The sequence below is a fragment of the Owariibacterium komagatae genome (assembly GCF_045865535.1).
In the GTDB taxonomy this organism is placed as follows: domain Bacteria; phylum Bacillota; class Clostridia; order Oscillospirales; family Ruminococcaceae; genus Ruthenibacterium; species Ruthenibacterium komagatae.
In genome coordinates, this window is record NZ_AP031406.1 from 2,718,225 (window position 1) to 2,739,010 (window position 20,786).

General features: G+C 56.2%; 19 protein-coding genes and 2 tRNA genes. 10 read left to right on the forward strand and 11 right to left on the reverse strand.

Features of this window, described 5'->3' with window-relative positions; translation table 11 throughout:
• Positions 1–2: 2 nt before the first annotated feature.
• A complete protein-coding gene (locus ACKTS9_RS13515) occupies positions 3–5,297 on the reverse strand; it encodes a fibronectin type III domain-containing protein (protein WP_407881403.1) in 5,295 nt (1,764 codons plus the stop codon).
• A gap of 536 nt (positions 5,298–5,833) precedes the next feature.
• On the opposite strand from ACKTS9_RS13515, the gene ACKTS9_RS13520 reads away from it, so the two are divergent.
• The 8 genes from ACKTS9_RS13520 (at position 5,834) to ACKTS9_RS13555 (ending at position 11,163) form a co-directional block, all read left to right on the forward strand.
• Positions 5,834–6,727: a transporter substrate-binding domain-containing protein gene (locus ACKTS9_RS13520; protein WP_407881405.1), complete on the forward strand. Its 894-nt coding sequence runs from the start codon at positions 5,834–5,836 to the stop codon at positions 6,725–6,727.
• Between the two features lie 82 nt (positions 6,728–6,809).
• A complete protein-coding gene (locus tag ACKTS9_RS13525) occupies positions 6,810–7,541 on the forward strand; it encodes an amino acid ABC transporter permease (RefSeq protein WP_349214522.1) in 732 nt (243 codons plus the stop codon).
• The gene (locus ACKTS9_RS13530) at positions 7,528–8,265 is read left to right on the forward strand and encodes an amino acid ABC transporter ATP-binding protein (protein WP_349214520.1); all 738 of its coding nucleotides are present in this window, start codon (positions 7,528–7,530) and stop codon (positions 8,263–8,265) included. Before ACKTS9_RS13525 ends, ACKTS9_RS13530 begins: the two co-directional genes overlap by 14 nt.
• Positions 8,266–8,390: 125 nt before the next feature.
• The gene (locus ACKTS9_RS13535) at positions 8,391–9,053 is read left to right on the forward strand and encodes a TlpA family protein disulfide reductase (RefSeq protein ID WP_349214518.1); all 663 of its coding nucleotides are present in this window, start codon (positions 8,391–8,393) and stop codon (positions 9,051–9,053) included.
• Between the two features lies 1 nt (position 9,054).
• Positions 9,055–9,201: a CD1871A family CXXC motif-containing protein gene (locus ACKTS9_RS13540; protein WP_349214517.1), complete on the forward strand. Its 147-nt coding sequence runs from the start codon at positions 9,055–9,057 to the stop codon at positions 9,199–9,201.
• The gene (locus ACKTS9_RS13545) at positions 9,194–10,090 is read left to right on the forward strand and encodes a 4Fe-4S binding protein (RefSeq protein ID WP_407881409.1); all 897 of its coding nucleotides are present in this window, start codon (positions 9,194–9,196) and stop codon (positions 10,088–10,090) included. The genes ACKTS9_RS13540 and ACKTS9_RS13545 overlap by 8 nt, the downstream gene beginning before the upstream one ends.
• A gap of 63 nt (positions 10,091–10,153) precedes the next feature.
• Complete coding sequence (locus ACKTS9_RS13550; protein WP_407881411.1) at positions 10,154–10,648, forward strand: MarR family winged helix-turn-helix transcriptional regulator; 495 nt, start codon at positions 10,154–10,156, stop codon at positions 10,646–10,648.
• A complete protein-coding gene (locus ACKTS9_RS13555; protein ID WP_407881413.1) occupies positions 10,645–11,163 on the forward strand; it encodes a flavodoxin domain-containing protein in 519 nt (172 codons plus the stop codon). The genes ACKTS9_RS13550 and ACKTS9_RS13555 overlap by 4 nt, the downstream gene beginning before the upstream one ends.
• Before the next feature lie 49 nt (positions 11,164–11,212).
• Here the strand turns inward: ACKTS9_RS13555 and ACKTS9_RS13560 are convergent, their stop codons facing one another.
• From ACKTS9_RS13560 to ACKTS9_RS13590, 7 genes are all read right to left on the reverse strand, one after another.
• The gene (locus ACKTS9_RS13560) at positions 11,213–12,079 is read right to left on the reverse strand and encodes an NAD(P)-dependent oxidoreductase (RefSeq protein WP_407881417.1); all 867 of its coding nucleotides are present in this window, start codon (positions 12,077–12,079) and stop codon (positions 11,213–11,215) included.
• A gap of 20 nt (positions 12,080–12,099) precedes the next feature.
• Positions 12,100–12,432, reverse strand: coding sequence for an SHOCT domain-containing protein (locus ACKTS9_RS13565; RefSeq protein WP_349215280.1), 333 nt, complete (start codon positions 12,430–12,432; stop codon positions 12,100–12,102).
• 52 nt (positions 12,433–12,484) lie between these two features.
• Positions 12,485–13,435, reverse strand: a complete 951-nt coding sequence (locus tag ACKTS9_RS13570) for a helix-turn-helix transcriptional regulator (protein ID WP_407881424.1) — start codon at positions 13,433–13,435, stop codon at positions 12,485–12,487.
• Between the two features lie 101 nt (positions 13,436–13,536).
• A complete protein-coding gene (locus ACKTS9_RS13575; RefSeq protein WP_349215282.1) occupies positions 13,537–14,322 on the reverse strand; it encodes a putative ABC transporter permease in 786 nt (261 codons plus the stop codon).
• 35 nt (positions 14,323–14,357) lie between these two features.
• Positions 14,358–15,512 carry an amidohydrolase gene (locus ACKTS9_RS13580; protein ID WP_407881428.1) on the reverse strand — a complete coding sequence of 385 codons (1,155 nt, stop codon included), beginning with the start codon at positions 15,510–15,512 and terminating at the stop codon, positions 14,358–14,360.
• Positions 15,513–15,571: 59 nt separating this feature from the next.
• Positions 15,572–15,658, reverse strand: a tRNA-Leu gene (locus tag ACKTS9_RS13585).
• 107 nt (positions 15,659–15,765) lie between these two features.
• Entirely contained in the window at positions 15,766–16,368 is a 603-nt protein-coding gene (locus ACKTS9_RS13590) for a sugar O-acetyltransferase (RefSeq protein WP_407881432.1), read from the reverse strand.
• Positions 16,369–16,481: 113 nt separating this feature from the next.
• On the opposite strand from ACKTS9_RS13590, the gene ACKTS9_RS13595 reads away from it, so the two are divergent.
• Complete coding sequence (locus ACKTS9_RS13595) at positions 16,482–17,750, forward strand: glycosyltransferase family 2 protein (protein WP_407881436.1); 1,269 nt, start codon at positions 16,482–16,484, stop codon at positions 17,748–17,750.
• 132 nt (positions 17,751–17,882) lie between these two features.
• Here ACKTS9_RS13595 and ACKTS9_RS13600 read toward each other — a convergent pair whose 3' ends face one another.
• The 3 genes from ACKTS9_RS13600 to ACKTS9_RS13610 form a co-directional block, all read right to left on the reverse strand.
• Positions 17,883–18,275 carry a DUF5655 domain-containing protein gene (locus ACKTS9_RS13600; protein ID WP_349214153.1) on the reverse strand — a complete coding sequence of 131 codons (393 nt, stop codon included), beginning with the start codon at positions 18,273–18,275 and terminating at the stop codon, positions 17,883–17,885.
• Between the two features lie 60 nt (positions 18,276–18,335).
• On the reverse strand, positions 18,336–18,977 hold the full coding sequence (locus ACKTS9_RS13605; RefSeq protein WP_407881439.1) for an undecaprenyl diphosphate synthase family protein: 642 nt from the start codon (positions 18,975–18,977) through the stop codon (positions 18,336–18,338).
• Positions 18,978–19,127: 150 nt separating this feature from the next.
• Positions 19,128–19,211 (reverse strand) — tRNA-Leu (locus ACKTS9_RS13610).
• Positions 19,212–19,380: 169 nt separating this feature from the next.
• Here ACKTS9_RS13610 and ACKTS9_RS13615 point away from each other — a divergent pair.
• Positions 19,381–20,688 carry an alpha-amylase family glycosyl hydrolase gene (locus ACKTS9_RS13615; RefSeq protein WP_407881441.1) on the forward strand — a complete coding sequence of 436 codons (1,308 nt, stop codon included), beginning with the start codon at positions 19,381–19,383 and terminating at the stop codon, positions 20,686–20,688.
• Positions 20,689–20,786: the final 98 nt, after the last annotated feature.

Consider the following 20,786-nt stretch of genomic DNA (forward strand, 5'->3'; position numbering starts at 1 on the left):
CTTTATTGTTCAATGGTGATATCGGGAAGCTGCTCAGGCAGACGAACCGGAAGGGTATCGCTGACCAGGCGCTGTCCCTCGTTGGTCAGGGCGTTGTCCACGCGGTACAGCTCGGCACGCACCTGTGTGGGAAGCTGTTGGGGCAGCTGATCCGGCGTCAGCCAGTAGATCCAGCGCCCGTCGCTGGTTTCGCCCAGTTCGCCCTCTTCGGGGACAGGAGCGAGGATGATCTGTTCGCTGAGGATGTTTCCTTCGGCGTCGATGTTGCCGACCACGTTGCCGGCCTCGTCGTACACCATTACCACGTTGTAGGCGGGGTTGCCCTTGTACGTGCCCATGAACAGGATGGAACCGGCCGGAATGGCTGCGCCGGTCTCCTTGTCGTACACGTAATCCGCCGTCAGGCGGCCGATGGCGGGCACGCCGTCCTCGGTGGCGCTCAGCTCAATGTTGTCGCCCGTGGGGCCGAACACATCCAGCTCAGACACGGAAACCTCACCCTTGGGGGATTTTACGGTCAGGCGCAGCTGCTGGGCGTCGTAGGTGCATACCCAGGGGTCTTCTCCGTTGGTGAAGAACAGCTTGGCCACGCCTTTTTCCGGTGCAAACGTACCGGAAGCCACAGTGGTCCACACGCCGTTGTTGGAGACATCCACCTGGTACTCCTGGATGGGAGTTCCGTCGGTGACGGTATAGCGCAGACCGGTCACGGCCAGCGTCTGGTGGAAGTCCAGCGCAATGGTGGCCTCGCCGGAGGCGCTGCCGGTGTAGGTGGTGGAGGCGTCGTTGTCCAGAATGCGGGAGATGGCGGATTCCGCTTGCGGCGCGCAGGGGTCTTCCTCGGTGCCGGGGGCGGTGACGCCGTCATCCGCAGAGGTCATGTTGGTGGAGGCACTCCACATGGTTTTGTCGTAATCGCCTTCGTGGGCAATTTTCACCGGCTCCAGCGTTTTTACCGCAGAGCGGTTCAGGTAGCGGTCGATCACAGCGACCTCATAGGTCACGGTGCGGTTGTTCATGGTCGTCACGGTGTCCGTGAGGGAAGTGCCGGTGGTAAAGCCGACCACCTGACGCTGGGGCTGACCGTTTGCATACGTAACACGGGCGATCTCGTAACCAAGGATCACGTCCGGGTCTGCGGTGCTGGTCAGCTGCAGATGGACCTGGTTGGGAACGGATGCGTCCACCGCAGCAGCGGTGTCATCGCCCACCACGTTCAAGCCGGTGACGGCTCCGGCAGCGTCCGGATGGGTCAGCGCATAGTCGCGCGCACTGTCGTTCACATAGTACACCGCGCGCTCTTCCGCCGGGAACTGGGCCAGATAGGCGGCCGTGGTTTCGTCGGGAATCAGACCCCAGCGGGTGAAGAAGTCCGTCAGGTCTTTTTGCGCGGCCGCACCCGCCAGACGAATGAAGTTCTGGTCCGCGCTGCCGTTCAGCGTCAGGGCCACCTCTCCGGGTGCCTGAGACGGGTTGCGCGAATAGCTGTCCACACGGGCAAAGAAGCGATTGGCGGCAATTTCCGCATAGCTGTCGTACACCTGATACTCATAGCCGGTGTCGTACGCCAGGTGCAGCTGCCAGTACATGGCCAGCTGCGTGAATACGTCGCTGGAGGGGCCGGTGGTGTTGCTGGTCACCTTTTCATAGACCGCGTCGTATCCGAACCGTACGCCCTCATAGGACTGGGAGATCTGCGAGAAGTAGTTGTTGGTCACCTCTGCCACGGCATAGCTGCCCTGGTTGATGTTGTGGCCGATTTCGTGGGCGATGCCCCAGCCGAACCACTGGCCGCCCGTATAGCGGCCGTTTTCGTCCAGCACCATGGGCGAACCCTGTGCCAGACCGGGCACAGAGCCCCAGCCGATGCCGATGTGGTTGCCGGCCGCGTACATGAACGCCCCTGCAAACATGCGGTGATAGCGAATGTTCAGATGCTGGGCGGGCAGACGGTTTTTCTCGCCGGCGTCCGCGGCGTCCGTCAGACCTTTGTGCTGATAGAACACCGTCATCATCTGGTCCATGGCGTCCAGAGAGTCGCACAGCTGACGGGCTTTTTCATCCAGCGAACCGGAGAGCCCGGCCAGAAGCTGCTGGGCGGAGACCGAGTACATCATCTGGTTCAGCACGATGTCCGTGGCGCCCAGAATGCAGTCCTGCTCATTGTACGCGAAGTCCACGGCTGCGATACCGCTGCCCAGGTGCAGCTCGTCATGGCTCTGCTTCAGCGCAGCCACCTGCTGCTCCAGCTGCTCTACGTAGGTGCGGGTCAGCGCCAGGCGCTGCTGGGCGTCTGTCACGCCGTGGAGATCCAGCACGGCAATGGGCGTTCCGCCGCTGACGCGTACAGAGTACTGATCCGCAGCATTGCTGCCTACGTACTGAATGTACAAAGCACCGCCCTGTTCGGTATCCAGACTCTGAATCTGGGGAATGGTGATCTCGTTGCGGCCCACGTTCAGAGAGATGGGCTTGGACTGATAATTGGAAACCTCAGCGTTGTACTGGGTGGCAATCAGCTGCAGGTTGGTCTTGGTGCCGGTCTTCAGCGTGTTGTGACCCACATAGATCACGATCTGCTCGCCGGCGTGGGCGGTTACACCCAGGGGCTGCCAGGCGTTCAGGCCGGTGAAGCCCAGATGTTTGTCTGCAGCGGCTGTGATGGTCGGATCGATGGAAATCGTCTGGCGCAGCTGAGAATCCAGCAGGCCCTCGGCGTTTTCCAGTTCTTTCAGAAGGTTCGTGTATTCCGGATGTTTTTCTCCGCTGACCGGGTCGGGGGTATCCAGCCGGGTGCGAAGCGCAGCAATGGTGTCCGCATTTACCTCCGGTTTCAGGGTGATGTGCAGATCGTCTGCGTACAGCGCCAGAATGTCATCCTCAATGCTGTCGTACGCATAGAAGCGCACCTCCGCAACTGTGACGTAGCTGCCGCCGTACAGATGACCTACGCACAGCCGCAGGGACTGGGTGGTCACACCGCCGGGAATTTTAATATAGTAATATTTGCGCCCGTTTTCACTGGAACGCTGGCCGATGGTCACGCCGGAAATCTGCTGTTCCTTTCCGTTTTCATCGGTGGCATACAGGCGAACATGGCCGTACATGCCCGCGTCTTCGGGCTGCGCCAGGGCAATGGCTCCAATGTGGTAAGCCTGGTCAAAGGTGAAGCGCAGACCGCCGTTGTCAGGGTAGACCGCTCCGTCATCCCAGTCGTTGAGCTGGTAGAAGGAAGTGTAGTCATTGTCGACCACACCCAGAGCGCTGGAAGCGTCGCCTTCATCCAGAGGGCTGTCTTTCATAAAGCCAACCTTGTGCGTCACAGAGGTGATGTGGGCAGTCGTTTGACCTGCATCTCCGGCGGTGTTGATCAGCTGATAGGCGGGCAGGGTGGGCGGCGTCACGTTGACGGTAGAAGCCGCCGCAACCAGCGAGGCATCGCCTTCGCCCAAATCATTGACGCCGGTGACATACACCTGATAGCGCGTGTTGTTTTTCAATCCGCCAATGGTGTAGCTGTTTGTCTCGATGCCGCGGACGCAGATGTATTCGCCGGTGTCCGCCTCACGATAGTAAAGATTGTAAGTATCGGTATCGTCCATGGCTTTCCAGCTGGCTTCAATGCGCTGGAATTTGCCGGTCAGGTTCAGATAATCCGGTGCGGCGGGTTTTTTGGTGGCCTCGGGCCGTGCAATGACCGCGTCGCCGTAGCCGCTGCGCCATTCGCCGTTCAGGGACTGTACCTGTACCGTGTACTCTGTCTGGTTGACCAGCTTGTCACCGGCAAAGCGGGTGATGGTCAGCCGGTTGGTTGCGATTTTGTAAGTCTCCTGTACACCGCCGTGCTGGACCAGCACTTCGTATCCGGTCACGTTGACCGCATTATCCCAGGTCACAGTAAATTCACGGTGGCCATTTTCCACCCGAACGTTGGCGGGAATGTCCATCTGAGGGGCAGGGATCCGGCTCTCCATGTCGTTGAGAAACTCCACCTTGGAGATTTCCGCCAGATTGCTGCTGCCGGAGGTGGCCGTGATGCGCAGAGAAACCTTCTTGACGGCAATCTGTCCGCCGAAGTCCACCACCAGGGTGCCATCGGCCTGCTGCTGCACGCCACCCAAACGTGCCAGTGTGGATACGGTGCTCACGGGGATGTCCATCTCGCGCTCAACGCCGTCGGCGTCCTCATACACCACGTGGATCGTGGCCTGAGTGACGGTGTTGTCCGTGCCCAGCGGCGATTGGATGCTCATTCCTTCCATGACGACCGGAGCCTTGTCCTCTCCGGCAAAATCAAAGTCCAGAACCGCGGGCGTATCGGGCGTGATGGCGCCGGCGGTGTTCTCCAAAAGAACGCTGCCGGTGCTGTTCAGCACCTCGTTTACATCGCCCTGAATCTGCGTCTGCTGACCGGCGGCGGTCTGCGCCAGCGCGGCGGGCAAACGGGTGGAAAGGAAGGCCTGCCGGCCGACGCCGGTATTGTAGCTTCCGGCCAGAAGCTGCAGGTCCAGCAGATCAACGGTGCCGTCTCCGTTCAGGTCGCAGCTGCCGTCGTATCCGTCGCTCTCCAGAACATCGATCAGGGAGGACAGGTCGGTGCCGTCCACCGTGCCGCTGGCGTTCACGTCGCCAATGAGCAGCACACCCGGGGCTTTGCCGCTCTGAAAACCGGAAATTTGATCGGTGTACAGCTGCATTTCGTACACAAGGCCGTTTACTTCAAAGCTTTGTGTATATGTTGCAAAGCCGGCTCCGCGCAGCGTCAATGTATACGTTCCGTTTTCCAGTCCGCTCAGGCTCAGCTTGCCCATGGGCAGCGTGTCGGATGATGCGGCAGGAAGCAGAATTGTTTCGCTGCGGGCACTGGGGCCGTCCAGCGTCGCCTGGAACGAAGTGTCCTTTTCCAGGGGCAGGGCGGCGATGATGGTGATTTCCAGCGCGCCCACCGGGGCACCGGGCTCTTCTTCTGCCTCCTCGGCCAGTGTCAGAAGCTCCGGGTCCTCTTCGCCGGGTTCCTCTTCGGGTTCCGCCTCTTCCGGAAGGGCTTCTTCCGCCTCCACCGAAGAATCGGGTTCGGTGAAAGCGCCTTCCGGCTCGGTCTCCTCGATGGGAGTTTCCGGCTGCGGGTCCTGAGAGGAAAGCTCTTCTTCGGACTCGCCGGCAGCCGATTCGGGCTGGGGTTCGGTCACACTTTCCGAGGGCAGTGCCGGAATCTCATCTGCCCAAGCACGAGGCGTTTGGGCGGCAAGCGAGAACACCAGGCAAAAGCTCAGTAAGTAAGCGGTTGCTCTTTTCAATGTTGCACGTCCTTTCCGAATGATGCGCCCGGACAAAGAAAAAACCGGAAAACAATTTTGTTTCCCGGCGACTGATTTCTTTCAAAATCCACTTGGGCGCCAAATACTAATAGTATCTTGTGCTATTAAGTATAAATTCGAAATACGGTAAAATACAAGCGGAAAGAGTTGGTTCGTTGCATTTTCCATGAAATGCACTAAAATAGTGGATGTTTCGAAAAGGTTTCTTGCGTTTTGACTGATTTGTGACCGATGCGGTTTTATACATAATATTCATTCTATGCAGCAGAAATATGCATGCTGTCTTTGCGGAAAATGTTGGAAAGTGGAATACGAATCGGCAAAATTTACCGGGAGTTGAGCGAAACGCACAGAATCTGAAGAGGCAAAAGTCTTTTGCTGTTAAAATTCACGAAATGATAAAATATACAGGCTATACCCTTGACTTTGCATAAATATGCGCATATAATGAGAGCACAGTGAAAGAGACAAAGCCGTGAAAATACACGGTGCTGTTTTGGAGGAGAGGAAGTCTTATGATGAAAAAAGTTGCAGCCATTTTGGCAGCGTTGACCATGGCGTTCAGTTTGGTGGCGTGCGGCGGTGAGTCCACGGTGAACAGCGATGTTTCTATGGAGACAGGTTCCACGTCTGCAGGTTCCGCTTCTGCGGCGGATTCCACCTCTGCGGTGGAAGGAAATGTAGCCGAGCACACGGTAGAAGCCATTCAGGAGCGCGGCAAGCTGATCGTGGCAACCGAGAGCCAGTACGCACCCTTTGAGTTTAAAGACGTAGAGGGAAACATCGTTGGCCTGGACCCGTCCATCATGCAGGCGCTGGCCGATGACCTGGGCGTGGAGCTGGAGATCATGGACATTGCTTTTGACGGCGTTGTGCCTGCAGTTCAGTCCGGTGCGGCCGACATCGCACTGGCCGGTCTGTCCGCTACGGAAGAGCGCAAACAGAGCATCGACTTCAGTGATCTGTATTTTGAAGGCGGCCAGGTGCTGCTGGTACCGGCAGGTCAGGAAGAAACCTATACGCAGATCTCCGATTTGGACGGAAAGACCATTGCAACGCAGAAGGGCACCGTTCAGCAAACGCTGCTGGAAGAGCAGTTTCCCAATGTCACGGCGAACCTGCTGCCTCAGTTCCCCGCAGCTGTGATGGAGCTGGTGGCCGGCAACTGCGAAGCGGTTCTGATCGATAAGGTGAGCGCCGAGCAGTATGTGAAAAACTACGAGGGCATCGGCATCAGCACGCTGGTGATTGAGTCGGACGAAAGCGGCTTCTGCGCAGGCGTGATGAAGGGCAATACCAGCCTGCAGGAGTTCATCAACGAAAAAATTGCCGAGTACGAGGAGAGCGGAAAGATCTCCGAGTGGTATGTGGAAGCGATGGAGAAAACTTCCGAGCTGGGCATTGAGTAAGCAGACAAAATGCACGATCCGGCGGAACGCAGGCCGTTCCGCCGGAGTGTTTTGTTCTATTGTAAGGTAAGAGGAGGAAGTTATGAGCAGCATTTTCTCGTTTGAGACCATGTGGAAAATATGGCTCAAATATTCAAGCTTTTATTGGGATGGCGTAAAGAACACCCTTCTGGTCTCCTTTTTTGCGGTGTTGATGGGCGTCTGCCTGGGCCTGCTGATTGCCGGCGGCCGTATGTGGAAGCCCGCCAACACGGACGGAAGCCTGAAGAAGACGCTGAAAGGTGTGGTGCGCTTTTTGTGCACCGCCTATGTGGAAGTGCTGCGTGCTACTCCGCTGATGGTACAGGTCATGATCATTTATTTCGGCGCTTCGGCCGCCGGCTTGAAATTTTCGGATACGAACTTCACCATTCTTTTCTGGGGCCTGATTTCCGTCAGCCTGAACTCGGGCGCATACCTGAGTGAGGTCATCCGAAGCGGCATCGGCGCTGTGGAGGGCGGCCAGCTGGAAGCGGCCCGCGCCATTGGCCTGACGCAGGGCCAGGCCATGCGCTATGTCATTCTGCCGCAGGCCATCCGCAACATTCTGCCCGCGCTGGCCAATGAGTTCGTCACCATGATCAAGGAGACCAGCGTTTTGAACATGATCGGCCTGCATGAGATCATGTTCCGCGCGGGCGACGTGCGCGCTGCTACTTACCGCAGTCTGGAGTGCTATGTCATCGCTGCGATTCTGTATTTCATCATCGTGTTCCCGCTGTCCAAGCTGGTGGCCGCGTTTGAGAGGAGGATGAGCAAGAGTGTCACAAGATAAGCTCATCGAGGTCAAGGGCCTTGAAAAGAAATTCAAGCATCTGGAAGTGCTCAAAGGCATCTCCATTGACATCTGCAAAGGGGACGTGCTGGCGGTGATCGGCCCGTCAGGGTCTGGTAAATCCACGTTCCTCCGCTGCCTGAATCTGTTGGAGGTCCCCACCGGCGGCCAGATTATTTTTGAAGGCGTGGACATTACTTCCAAGCAGACGGACATCAACAAAATGCGCCAGAAGATCGGCATGGTGTTCCAGAACTTCAACTTGTTCAACAATATGACCGTGATGGACAATATCACGCTGGGACCGACGAAAATCAAGGGCGTGCCCAAGGCGGAAGCGGAAAAAAATGCCCTGGAGCTGCTGGGCCGCGTGGGCCTGGCCGATCGCGCCGGGGCGTATCCCATCCAGCTTTCGGGCGGCCAGAAGCAGCGTGTGGCCATTGTGCGCTGCCTGGCCATGCAGCCGGACGTGATGCTATTTGACGAACCCACCAGTGCGCTGGACCCCGAAATGGTGCACGAAGTGCTGGACGTCATTCAGAAGCTGGCACAGGACGGCATGACCATGGCCATTGTCACGCACGAAATGGCGTTTGCGCGGGAAGTGGCAAGCAGAGTGATTTTCATCGACGAGGGCGTCATTGTAGAGGATGCCGCGCCGGAAGAATTCTTTGCAAACCCCAAAAATCCGCGCCTGAAGGATTTTCTCGGCAAGGTGCTGTGATGGAAAAAGACGATTTTGCAAGCAAAATCGTCTTTTTTTAGAGCGGGCAGAACGTGACAAAGTCACTTGACGGGACTGCCTCAGGCTGGTATGATGCAAAAAAGAACTTTCCCGGGAGGTTTTGTATGAAGAACTGGAAAAAAACGTTAGCGGCAGTGCTGGCTGCGGCCATGCTGGCCGGCTGTGCATCCGCGGGCGAAAGCGAAAGCACATCTTCTTCGTCCCAGACCCCGCCGTCCTCATCTGCGGCCAGTGAGTCGCAGTCGGTTCAGGAAGGGTATCAGGTGGACCCGGAATATGACGGAACCGATACGCCGGTGGATTTCAGCGAACTCTCCGCGCAGGATCTGGACGGGACTCCGGTGGACGCTTCGGTGTTTGCAGACTATAAGCTCACGGTCATCAACGTGTGGGCCACTTATTGCAGCCCCTGCCTGCAGGAAATGCCGGACTTGGGAGAAATCGCCCAGGAGTACGCGGAAAAAGGCGTGCAGGTGATCGGCATTGTGGGCGATGTACTCAATTCGGACGGAACCATCAGCGACAGCCAAATGGAAAAAGCCGCGCAGATCGTGACGGAAACCGGTGCGGATTATCTGCATATTCCCATGGATCTGGACCTGTATCGCAGTGATTTAGCGTCCAGCCTGTATGCGTTCCCTACCACTTATTTTGTGGACAGTGAGGGAAAGCCTGTGGGCAATGCACTGGTGGGAATGATTCCCTCCAAAGAGGCCTGGCAGGCGTATATCGACGCGCATCTGGATGCAGTGGAGCAGGCGGGCTGATATGAGCGAGCGGGCGAAACGATGGTTGGCAGCCGCACTGCTGGTGGCGGCTGTGGGGATGATGGCAGCCGGCGCTGTCCGGGGCGAAGTCCAGCAGGTCTGGATGAAGGCGAGTAATATTTGCATGGAGTGTATTGGTCTTGGCTAGTTGGCTGAAACAACAAAAAAAGAATCTGCGCCTTTGGGTCCAGATCGCATTTGCAGCGCTGACCAATGGCTATGTAACGGGTTTTTTAAAGGGGCGGATTTATTCCGGCCCTTTCAAACAGTTGTGCGTGCCCGGGCTGAACTGCTATTCCTGCCCCGGTGCGGTGGGCGCCTGTCCCATCGGTGCGCTGCAGGCGGTGTTAGGCAGTTCCAGTTTCCGCTTCTCCCTGTATGTGTTCGGGTTTCTTGCCTTTGTGGGGACGCTGGCAGGGCGTTTTGTGTGCGGCTGGCTGTGCCCGTTCGGCCTGGTGCAGGACCTGTTGTATAAAATTCCTTTTCCGCGCAAGCTGCGCCGCCTGCCGGGCGACCGCTTTTTAAAATTCCTGCGCTATGTGCTTCTGGCGGTGTTCGTCATTCTGTTGCCCTTGGTGGTGGTGGATTTTGTCGGGCAGGGAAAGCCCTGGTTCTGCAGCTATGTCTGCCCCAGCGGGACGCTGTTCGGCGGCATTCCGCTGGTGTGGCTCAACGAGGGGCTTCGCCGTTCTCTGGGGTGGCTTTACGCCTGGAAAATGGCACTGCTTGTTCTGGTTCTGGTGCTGTCTGTGTTGGTCAATCGCCCGTTTTGCCGCTATGCCTGTCCGCTGGGAGCTGTGTACGGCCTGTTCAATCCCATTGCGCTGTATCGGTTTCAGGTGGATGCTTCCAAGTGTACCCATTGCGGCGCTTGTCAAGCGGCGTGCAAACTGGACATTCCGGTGTGGAAGACCCCCAACTCCACCCAGTGCATTCGCTGCGGCGCCTGCCTGAAGGCCTGCCGCTTTGGCGCACTTTGTTCGACGTTTTCCCTGAAAAAACCGGACAGTTCATTCCCGGAAAAAGAGACCCGCTGACAGCGGGTCTTTTTTATTGACATATTAGTAACTAGTTGCTAATATAAGAAAGAGGTGTTGACCATGGAAAAGTGGATGCAGGAATACGGTTTGGGGCGCGCAAAGCAGGAGAAAGGATTGTTTGCAAGTTTGTTTATTCTGCAAAACCGCCTGCAGACCGCCTTTGATAAGGAGCAGGGTGAATTAACACTGAAGCAGTTTATGCTTTTGGTCATGGCGCGCCAGGCGCAGATACACGGAGAAAGCCCCACCTTTACGGAACTGGGACGGATGCTGGGGTGTTCCCGTCAGAACATTAAGAAACTGGCGGCCCTCCTGCAGAAAAATGGATTTGTAGAGCTGCGCGCCAATGCGGCGGACCCGCGTGCCTGCGCCATTGTTCCGACCCCAAAAACGGAGCAGTTTCTGGCAGACTATGCGCACGTTCATGAGGAGAAGTTGCATCTTTTGTTTGCGGATTACTCGGACAAGCAGCTGAGCCTGTTTTATGAATGTATGATGAAACTTTATGAAGGCACCGGGCGGATCGAAGCCGGGGGAAAGGAGATGCAGCAATGAATGCCGTGGTGATCTATCGCTCAAAATATGGCTCCACCGCCCGGTATGCCCACATGCTGGCGCAGAAGCTGGATTGTCCCTGCCGTGAGATCCGAGGCCTGAAAGTGGAAGAACTGGCCGGCTTTGATACCGTTCTGGCGGGCGGCGGCCTTTACGCCGGCCGTGTATCCTGTGTGCCGTTTTTGAAAAAATTTTGCGCGAAGATGCCGCAAAAGAGGATTTTGGTTTTTGGAGTGGGAGCTTCCCCTCTGGATGCTGAAGAAGTGGAAAAGATTCGTCGCGCCAATTTTCAGGGCCCGTTGGAGCACATTCCTTTTGTGTATTGCCGGGGCGCCTGCGATGAGCAGGCCATGACCTGGAAAGACAGAACTCTGTGCCGGTTGCTGCGCCGCTCGCTGGAAAAAAATCCGCCTGCATCGATGCCGCCCTGGGCCGAAGCGCTGCAGGAGGCGGACGGAAAACGCTGCGACTGGGTGGATGAAGCCTTTCTGCGGCCTCTTTTGAATCAGTTGTGAAAAAAGGCCGGGGCCGTGCGTCAAGCACGGCCCCGGCCTTTGGGTTTTATCACTTTTTTTCATAATAGTGGATCAGCGTCTGCGTTCCGTCGTCACCCAGGCCGTCCGCTTCCAGTTGTGCGTACATGTCCCGCACGGTCTGCAGAACCGGAAGGCTCAGTGCGCGTTCCCCGGCTTCCTCCAGCGCGATATTGCAATCTTTTACATAATGTTTCACATAAAAGCCCGGAGCAAAATCCCCTTTCAGCATCCGGGGCGCGGTATTGCTCATCTGCCAGGAGCCCGCCGCACCCTGACTGATGCTGTTCAGCATGGTCTGGACATCCAGCCCGGCCGCTTTGGCGTAGCTGATGGCTTCGCACACGCCGGCAATGGCCCCGCCCAGCGCGATCTGGTTGGCAGCTTTGGTGTGCTGGCCGCTTCCGGCCGGTCCCTCGTACACAATGGTTTTGCCCATAGCCTCAAACAGGGGCATGCAGGCCTCGCAGTCGGCTTTGTCGCCGCCCATCATGATGGACAATGTGGCATTCCGGGCGCCGGCATCACCGCCGGAAACAGGCGCGTCTACCGCCCGCAGTCCTTTTTGGATTGCTGCGGTGTGAATCTCTACGGACAGACGGGGGCTGGTGGTGGTCATATCGATCAGCAGGGTGCCTTTGTCCGCGTTGTCCAGAATTCCGCCCTCACCAAAGTATACTTCCCGCACATCCTGGGGAAAGCCCACCATGGTGATCACTGCGTCCCGGCCGCGGGCGCAGTCCGCCAGTGTATCGCACCAATGGGCGCCCTTGTCCAGGGTGGCCTGAGCTTTTTCAGGGTGACGCGCCCAAACGAATACCTCGAAGCCTGCCTTCAGCAGGTTCTGCGCCATGGCGGTTCCCATGACACCCAATCCAATAAATCCGACTTTTTTCACAAAAAATGCCTCCCTTTGGATCAGAGCTGATCCAGCAGCTCTTTTCGCTTTTCTTCGTACTCGGCCTGTGTGATGAGGCCCTGCTCGTACAATGCGCGCACTTGCTCCAGACGCTGCTCCACTGAGCGATCCGCATCATCCACGATCAGCTCGTGGGTGGAGATCCCTTTTTTGGAGAACAGATTGATTCCGTGCATCACGCAGATTGCAATGGCTACGCCCGTCCACAGCAGCCCGAAAAGCCCGGCGGAAGGAATGACAACCGTCACCCCAATGACCACAAACGCAAGGCCGACAACAAATCCCAATGCGGATGGGCCCTTTCCCGGTTTGACAGAAACACGGCGGCGCATGAACATCCCTCCTTCGGCTATCAGTATACCGCATTTTTATTCAAAAGAAAAGTCACAGCAGCACCCAAGTCATCCAGAGGAACAGAAGAATATACGCAACCAGACTGAGGCGGGAAGTGCGTGTCAGGGGGCAGGATTCCACCCCCTGATTCACGGCGCTGCGGGCAGCCCGGTTCTGGCTGAACAGAAGCAGTCCGCCGCAGATCTGCTGGCCAAAGAGGGAGAGAAGAAACGGCCCGATGGGAAGTGTTTGCGGGTCGGTGACAAAGCAAAGCGCCACACCCCATTCAACACCGGTCAGAAGCATCAGAACCCCCAGCAGGGTGCTCCATTTTGTCATCCGGGCCAAACTTCGGTCCCGGGAGCCGGGCAGATACACCTGCTCGCTGCATTTATTTTCAATTACCAGAGCCGTGACGCACAGATTGGTCATATAAACCAGAATCAGCCAGGGAAGGGCAGGCGGAAGAACAAACAGCAGGCCACCCAGAATGGCTGTCAGCAGGCCGTTGGCGGCCCAGCTGACGTGCAGCAGGGCCACCATGTGTCGCAGTGCCGGAAAATCGTAAGCGGCGTTTGCATCGTAACCTGCCAGCAGCGTATAATCCCGGTGCCGAAGCATGTAGGAAAAAATGGGATAGAACGTCACCTGGCAGAGAAACAACAGGCCGGCGTAGAGGCCGGGCGTAAGCGAACGCAAAACGCATGCCAGAATACCTTGCAATAGACAGAGCACCGTCATGCTCCAGAAGCAAACCGAGGCAGAGCGTATCAGCGCAGCGCTTCCGCCCTCGGGAGCAGAACTGCCCAGCAGCAGTTCCTCCGGTGACAGGTCCAGCGCCCGGCACACCTTTCGCAGTGTTTCCAGGTCGGGTTCCGTCCGCCCTTTTTCCCAGCTGCTCACGGTTTGGCGCGTCACATACAGCTGCGCGGCCAGCTGTTCCTGCGTGAGACTTTTGTTCTGGCGGGCGGTGCGCAGAATTTCTGCAAGCGGTTTTGACATGGGTGAATCCTTCCTTTCTGCCCACATCCTAGCACAGACGGCTCAAAATGAAAAGAAAAGAGCGCGCAACGGTTTGTTGCACGCTCTTTTTAACAGAAACTTCAGTCCGTTCGCACCATGCTGGGATAAATTTTGGCAAGGCGCTCGTCGGGATACTGTTTGTCCATGAGCTGCTGCCAGCCGCTGGTGGCGGGGATCCCATCGTAACGCTGCGCCTGGCGCAGGACTGCCGCGCCGCTGACCAGCGAATTGGCCAGCATGAATACGATCAGAATCCAGGTCAGCGTCAGACCGTAAACCTTGGAGACGTTCCGTTCGATGAACCCGTTCAGCCGCGGATAAATCTCCTTGATCCACACCAGAGCCAGCGCGCCCCAGAACAGGCAGTACAGGAGGTTGATGCGGCCGTTCAGGTTGAAGGGATAGCCGGAGTAGTCCCAGCTGACCGTGCCCAGAATTGTCTCCTGCAGCCAGCTGCAGAAATATTCGAAGGCGCCGCCCAGAACCGAACCTCCCACGAAGATCCAGCGGTCGCTTTTTCCGATAAAGGGGCGCAGACAAATGGTCAGCAAAACGGCTCCGATGCCGTAAATTAAATTGAAGGGGCCCCATACCAGACCGGTGCGCTGGGTCAAATGTCCCGAGACGACCCAGCAGAAAACCGTCTCGATCACAACGCCGAGGAAGCAGCACAGAAAAAACATCCAGAATAGTTTGTAGAAATTCAGTCCGTGGGCAAAATGGCCGGGAACACCCGCGAGGTCCCGGGCAATCTGGGCATCGTGACGGGCTTCCCGCTGCAGAGCGCGCTCTTCCTGGTGGTCCAGCCGCTCCAGTTTTTGCTGAAGGCGTTTTCGTTTGGCGTCATAACGCTGTTGTGTTGTCATGAATGTACTCCTTTATCCGTGAAACAGGTGCACTGTTACAGTGCAGAATAAACCACCTTTCCGTTTACAATGGTCATTGCGGCCTCGCCTCCCACCGTGCGCAGAGGGTCGGCAGTCCAGATGACCACATCGCCGTCCTTGCCGGGCTCCAGACTGCCCACCCGGTCGCCCACACCCAGCTGCGTGGCCGGTGTGATGGTGATGGCGCGCCAGGCTTCGTCTTCTTCCAGCCCGGCGTTGACGGCCAGACCGGCGCACAGAGGCAGATGCTGCAGGGGAATGACAGGCGCGTCGGTAATAATGCTGACGCTGACGCCCGCAGCGTGCAGGTCAGCCGGTGTGCGGAAGCTCTTGTTCAGCAATTCGATCTTGCTCTTTCCGCCCAGAGAGGGGCCCACAAAAGCGGGGAGCCCTTCTTTGGCCAGTTCGTCCGCAATGAGAGAGCCATCCGTGCAGTGATCCAGCGTGATTTTTACATGGAACTCCCGGGCGATGCGTACCGCCGTCAGAATATCGTCGGCGCGGTGGGCGTGTGCTTTTAAAGGAATTTCACCGTTGATCACAGGGATCATGGCTTCCAGTTTCATGTCAAAGGCGGGTTCTTTCCCGGCGGCTTTGTCGTCCCGGTAGCGGCGGGTCTTGAACAAAAGCTCCCGCAAAAGCGCGGCGGTGGCCATGCGCGTCATGGGGCTCTTTTTCATATTGGAGCCGTAACAACGCTTGGGATTTTCGCCGAACGCGCATTTCATGGCGGCCGGGTCCTTCAAGATCATGTTGTCCACACGTTTGCCGGCCAGCTTCAGCACCACAAAAGTGCCGCCCACCACGTTGGCGCTTCCCGGACCGGTGCACGCACAGGTCACGCCACCGCGCAGCGCAAGACCGAACGCCTCGTCCTGGGGATTGATGGAGTCAATGGCGCGCAGCTGCGGGGTAATGGGGTCCACAATTTCGTTGTAGTCGTGGCCTTCCCAGCCCATGCCCTCATTGTCCAGACCGATGTGGCAGTGCGCTTCCACACATCCGGGCGTGACCAGACGGCCGCCTGCGTCAATCACCTGCGCGCCGGCGGGAGCCTCCAGCTCCGGCCCGACAGCGGCGATGATCCCGTTGTCATCGATCAGTACGCAGCCCCGCTCCAAATCGGGGCCGGCCATGGACTTGATGTGTCCGTTTTGAATGAGTAACATCGCATTTCCTCCTGACATACAGATATAAAAAAATCAGGTACCCGAACGGGTACCTGACCTGGTGCGGATGAAGGGACTTGAACCCATATGAAGTTGCCCTCACTAGAACCTGAATCTAGCGCGTCTGCCAATTCCGCCACATCCGCATGTTCTACACAGGGAACTTACCCTGCTTGAATAGGATAGCATTTTGATGCGGAAAAGTCAAGAGCTTTTTTCGGTAAAATGTCTGTTTTTATCAAAAAACAGCAAATTACTCCTCCTCCGCCGTTATGGTCAGGGGAGAAAGGCGGTCCGCTTCGGTCACAGGCCGCAGCGGGCGGCAGGGGGTTCCCACGGCCACCATACCAGCGGGAATGCTGCGTGTCACCACGCTCCCGGCCCCGATCACACTTCCGGCACCAATGGTCACTCCACCGCAGAGAACCGCACCGGCTCCGATCCAGACATCGTCCTCCAGCGTCACAGGCGCGGAAGTGCCGATTCCGGCGGCGCGCTGCGCGGCATCCAGCGAATGGCCCGAACAGGCGATGATCACGCCCGGCGCCAGAAAGGCGTTGGCGCCGATGTGGACCGGAGATGTGTCCAGAATCACACAGTTGTAGTTGATGACGGCCAAGCCGTGGGTGTGGATGTTAAAGCCATAGTCGCAGTGGAAGGACGGCTCCACAAAGGTCAGTGGGTGGCACGTTCCAAACAACTGCTTCAAAATTTTTCCGCGTTTTTCCGTTTCAAAAGGGGCGGTCTGATTGTATTGCCAGCAAAGCGTTTTGGCTTTGTCCTGCAAGTGTGCCGGCATATCCCGGTGGTCTGAACAGTAGGCTTCTGCGCACTGCATGCGCTCCAGCATGGTCATAATCGGTTCCTCTTTTCGTAGACTGTGCCTTTCATTATATCATAGGCGTTCATTTCGCCTCAATCACCATTTCCGACTCTGCCACGTACATTGGAGAGAAAGGAGGTGGTCATTTGAAAGGCAAGTTTCTTTTGTCGCTGGGCTTCGGCGCTTTGTGGCTGGCCGTCTCAGTGTATTTTTCAGTTTTCTGGGCACAGGAAGCTTCCTGCGCGCTGCCGCAATGGTACGTCTGGTGGGCGATTATCGGAATCGCACTTTTGCCGGGTTTCCTGATGAGTGCCATGTTCTTTTCCAATCTTATTCACTGGCGCCTGCGCAGCTATCCGGATACTGATCGGGAGACAACGATTCTCATGTGCGCGCACAATGAAGAAGCAGCGATTTCGCAGGCAATCCGCGCTGTTCTGGAGCAGGACTACCAGGGGATGATTCGGCTTTTGGTGATTGACAATGCTTCGGAAGACGGCACCCGGGAAGAGGTGCTGAACATGCAGCGGCTGGCCGGGGAAAAGCGGAAGGTGGAATATCTCTATTGCCCGCAGCTGGGAAAAGCCAATGCGCTCAACTGTGGTCTGGCGCAGGTCCATACCCCATTTTTTCTGACAGTGGATGCGGATACCTGTCTGGAGAAGCAGGCAGTCCGGCGAATGATGAATCACATCACTGCCGCTTCCAGCGTATGCGTGGCAGGAAATCTGTTTGTCCGGAACGCGCGTGCGTCTCTGGCGACCCGAATGGAGAATTATGATTATCTTCTCAGCATCGCGGCTGTCAAACGGTTTCAGGGCAGCTACCATTCTACGTTGGTGGCACAGGGGGCCTTCAGCGCCTATCGAACGGAAGTGGTGCGTGAAACGGGCGGTTGGCAGAATGTGCTCGGAGAGGATATTGTATTGACGTATGCGCTGCTGCAGCAGGGGCTGGTTTCGTCTTATGAGCCTGCCGCAGTCGGCTATACGGAAGTTCCGCAAACCTGCAACGGTCTGTACAATCAGCGAAAGCGCTGGGCAATCGGAATGTTGGAGGGGTTGTCCTCTGTTCCGCCCTGGCGCCAGGGCAGCGCCTATTCCCGCTATTTTACATGGGTCAATCTGTGGGTCATCTATCTGGACCTGGCGTTTTTGTTCGGGCTGCTGCCCGGCGTTTTGCTGGCTTTGTGCGGGTATTACTACCTGGCCGGATGTTTGACGCTGTTTACACTGGCCGTGAGCGTGGTGCTGTTCCTGAGCACCTATCTCTATCAGAAAAAGCTGAAAATCCCTTTTCAAAAGGATCTTCTGGGATTTTTGCTCTTTCTCTTTCTGTTCCAGGCCGTGCAGAGCACTGCGGCACTGCAAGGCTACTTGACCTGGCTTGTGCATGGAAAGGAGGAGTGGGGGTGAAACACAGCAATCTGGTGTTTTGCCTTGTGGTATGCGCGGCGATCCTGTGCATTGCCTTTTGGCTGCTGACGGGGATTCGCGGATGAATTCACCGCATCAAAAAGCGCGCTCTGACGGGCAGAGCGCGCTTTTTTATTTTGTCTGCGAAAAATACCAGGCCTCTTCCATCCAGCTGAGCCATTCCGCGTCCAGCTGCTGCGGCGCAGTGAGCAGCATATGATGAGTCCAGCGACCGGGGTAGGGTTCGACTGCAACGGCGATCCGGGCAGAGTCCAGTTTTCTCCCAAGACCGAAAGTGACGATGAGACAGTGCTCCGGCCATCCTTTTTTGCGCCGGATGGGAAGTGAGGCGGCGGCGAAAAGATGCCGTCCGTAAAAACTGATCTGACTCTTCTGTACCTTGACGCGCGCCTGGTCAAACACCCGTTCCATCTGTTCCGAAAAAGCGCGATACAGTTCCAATTCTGCCGGAAACCGGTCAAAGAAAAAGAGAATATCATCCCAATACCGTTCCGGATATTCCACGCAGCATCCCTCCTTTTGTATCCTTATCATACCATGTTTTCAAAAGGGGAAAAAGTGGGGTCAACCGCCCAGCGTTACGTCTTGCGCTTGATACCATTGCAGCGCCTGGAAAAAGTCATCCGGCTGAAAATCAGGCCAAAGCCGGTCTACAACGAAGAAATCGGCATAAACAGATTGTACCGGCAGAAAGCCGGACAATCGGCGCATGCCGCCCCAGCGAATGACCAAATCGACCCGAGAAATATCGTGCGAGCGAAGTTCACTGCAAATTTGTCTGCGGTTGCTGCCGGGCGCATTTAATTCGGCAAGATCCCATTCCCAGCCGTAGTTTACCAGAAAATTGACGCGCATACCGCCGCCGTTCAGGTCTGTTCGAACGGTATAAGGCCGAAGCTCTTCCGGAAAGACAGAGGAGTTTTGGTCGCCGAGTACGAGAAGCGAAACGGGTTCGGAAGCGATTCGGCGGATTGCTTCCACGCAGGCCTTGGAAAAAGCGAAGACTTGCTCCGGCGGCCGTTTGCAATTATCCGTTGTAAATCCATAATAAGTGATCTCACGGACGCCGGCTTCCCATGCCAGTCTCAGCAAATCCAATCCGGGCGTCAATCCATGGATGTAGCCGTCCTTTTGGGCCAGTCCTGCACGGGTGGCCCAGCGCCGGTTCCCGTCTGGAATGATTCCGATGTGGTTTGGAATTCTCATGCATCCACCTTCTTTCAACTTAATATTGGTTGATCGGACAGCAGCTATGCACCACGTTATTCGAAAGATTGAAAGAAAGCGCCTGCCTGATAAAGGAGGCTTTGATGAAACAAAAAGGCCGCCGGCATTCGCCGGCGGCCTTTTCTGTTTTGGTGCGAGGAACGAGACTTGAACTCGCATGGTATAACCACACGCCCCTCAAACGTGCGCGTCTGCCGATTCCGCCATCCTCGCAAAAAGACATGGTTTCATGTCAGCGGATATTATTTTACCATAGATATTCCTAAGAAGTCAATTCTTTTTTCGTTTTTTGTTCCTGGGGGGCACTCGCCCATTTTCTTTTTACAGAGCTTCTCAAAATATGCTATACTGTTACCACCAACAGAAAAGTGAGGCGCTGCAGATGTGGTTTGAAGAGAGCGTGTTTTATCAGATTTATCCATTGGGAATGTGCGGTGCGCCGCGGGAAAATGACGGCGTGTGCTCGCCGCGAATCCGCAAAGTGCTGAATTTTGTCCCGCATATCCAAAAGCTGGGGGCCAATGCGGTCTATTTTTCTCCGGTCTTTGAATCGGATGCGCATGGGTATGATACCCGGGATTATACAAAGGTGGACTGTCGCCTTGGAACCAATGAAGACTTTGCGGCTGTGTGCAGGGCGCTGCACGACGCAGGGATCCGCGTGGTGCTGGATGGCGTGTTCAATCATGTGGGACGCGGATTCTGGGCTTTTCAGGATGTTTTAAAAAACCGCTGGAACAGTCCGTATAAGGATTGGTTTTTGATCAACTTTGACGGCAACAACGGCTACAACGATGGCTTGTGGTATGAGGGCTGGGAAGGACACTTTGAACTGGTGAAGCTGAATCTTCGCAACGATGCCGTGGTGGAGTATTTGTTTTCCTGCATCCGCGGCTGGGTGGAGGAATTTGACATCGATGGGCTGCGTCTGGATGTGGCCTATTGCCTGGATCAGGATTTTCTGCGCAAGCTGAAAAGCTTTACAGCTTCGCTGAAGCCGGAGTTCTTTCTGGTGGGCGAAATGCTGCACGGAGATTACAATCAGCGAGTCAATGACCAGATGTTGGATTCCTGCACCAATTACGAGTGCTACAAAGGCTTGTATTCTGCGTTTAACAGCATGAATCTGTTTGAAATTGCGCACAGCCTGCAGCGTCAATTTGGTGCGGAACCTTGGACGCTGTATAAAGGAAAGCATCTTTTGTGCTTTGTGGACAATCACGATGTGACGCGTATTGCCACCATTCTGCAGAATCCAGAGCACTTCAAATTAGTATACGGACTGTTATTTTCTATGCCTGGTATCCCATGTGTATATTATGGGAGTGAATGGGGGCAGACGGGGGATAAGAAAGATGGTGACCCTGCGCTTCGTCCCGCAATGGATGCGCCGGTGGAAAATGAAAAGAGCGATTTTATATCGCAGTTGGCGCGGGCGCACCGCAGCAGTAAGGCATTGTGTTATGGAACATACCGGACCGTGCTGCTGACCAATCGGCAATATATTTTTGAGCGCAGTGCAGACGGTGAGCGGGTGCTGGTGGCCATTAATGCAGACGCGGAGCCGTTCACCGCGCACTTTGATGCGGGCGCCGGCTGCGCGGATGATTTGATCACAGGAGAGTATCATGACTTCGGTGGTGGAAGTCAGCTGCCGCCTTACAGCGTTGCTTATTGGCGTGTAAAATAAACGAAAGACCCGCGCGGCCGAATCCTTGCCGCGCGGGTCTTTCGTTTACCGGTGACATGACTTTGTTTGAATACAAAAAAACAGACCCAAACATTTGT

Coding starts and splice junctions, on each gene's coding strand:
- ACKTS9_RS13520 (WP_407881405.1), top strand. CDS start 5,834: ATGATGAAAAAAGTTGCAGCCATTTTGGCAGCGTTGACCATGGCGTTC.
- ACKTS9_RS13525 (WP_349214522.1), top strand. CDS start 6,810: ATGAGCAGCATTTTCTCGTTTGAGACCATGTGGAAAATATGGCTCAAA.
- ACKTS9_RS13535 (WP_349214518.1), top strand. CDS start 8,391: ATGAAGAACTGGAAAAAAACGTTAGCGGCAGTGCTGGCTGCGGCCATG.
- ACKTS9_RS13540 (WP_349214517.1), top strand. CDS start 9,055: ATGAGCGAGCGGGCGAAACGATGGTTGGCAGCCGCACTGCTGGTGGCG.
- ACKTS9_RS13550 (WP_407881411.1), top strand. CDS start 10,154: ATGGAAAAGTGGATGCAGGAATACGGTTTGGGGCGCGCAAAGCAGGAG.
- ACKTS9_RS13555 (WP_407881413.1), top strand. CDS start 10,645: ATGAATGCCGTGGTGATCTATCGCTCAAAATATGGCTCCACCGCCCGG.
- ACKTS9_RS13565 (WP_349215280.1), bottom strand. CDS start 12,432: ATGCGCCGCCGTGTTTCTGTCAAACCGGGAAAGGGCCCATCCGCATTG.
- ACKTS9_RS13570 (WP_407881424.1), bottom strand. CDS start 13,435: ATGTCAAAACCGCTTGCAGAAATTCTGCGCACCGCCCGCCAGAACAAA.
- ACKTS9_RS13575 (WP_349215282.1), bottom strand. CDS start 14,322: ATGACAACACAACAGCGTTATGACGCCAAACGAAAACGCCTTCAGCAA.
- ACKTS9_RS13580 (WP_407881428.1), bottom strand. CDS start 15,512: ATGTTACTCATTCAAAACGGACACATCAAGTCCATGGCCGGCCCCGAT.
- ACKTS9_RS13590 (WP_407881432.1), bottom strand. CDS start 16,368: ATGACCATGCTGGAGCGCATGCAGTGCGCAGAAGCCTACTGTTCAGAC.
- ACKTS9_RS13605 (WP_407881439.1), bottom strand. CDS start 18,977: ATGAGAATTCCAAACCACATCGGAATCATTCCAGACGGGAACCGGCGC.
- ACKTS9_RS13615 (WP_407881441.1), top strand. CDS start 19,381: ATGTGGTTTGAAGAGAGCGTGTTTTATCAGATTTATCCATTGGGAATG.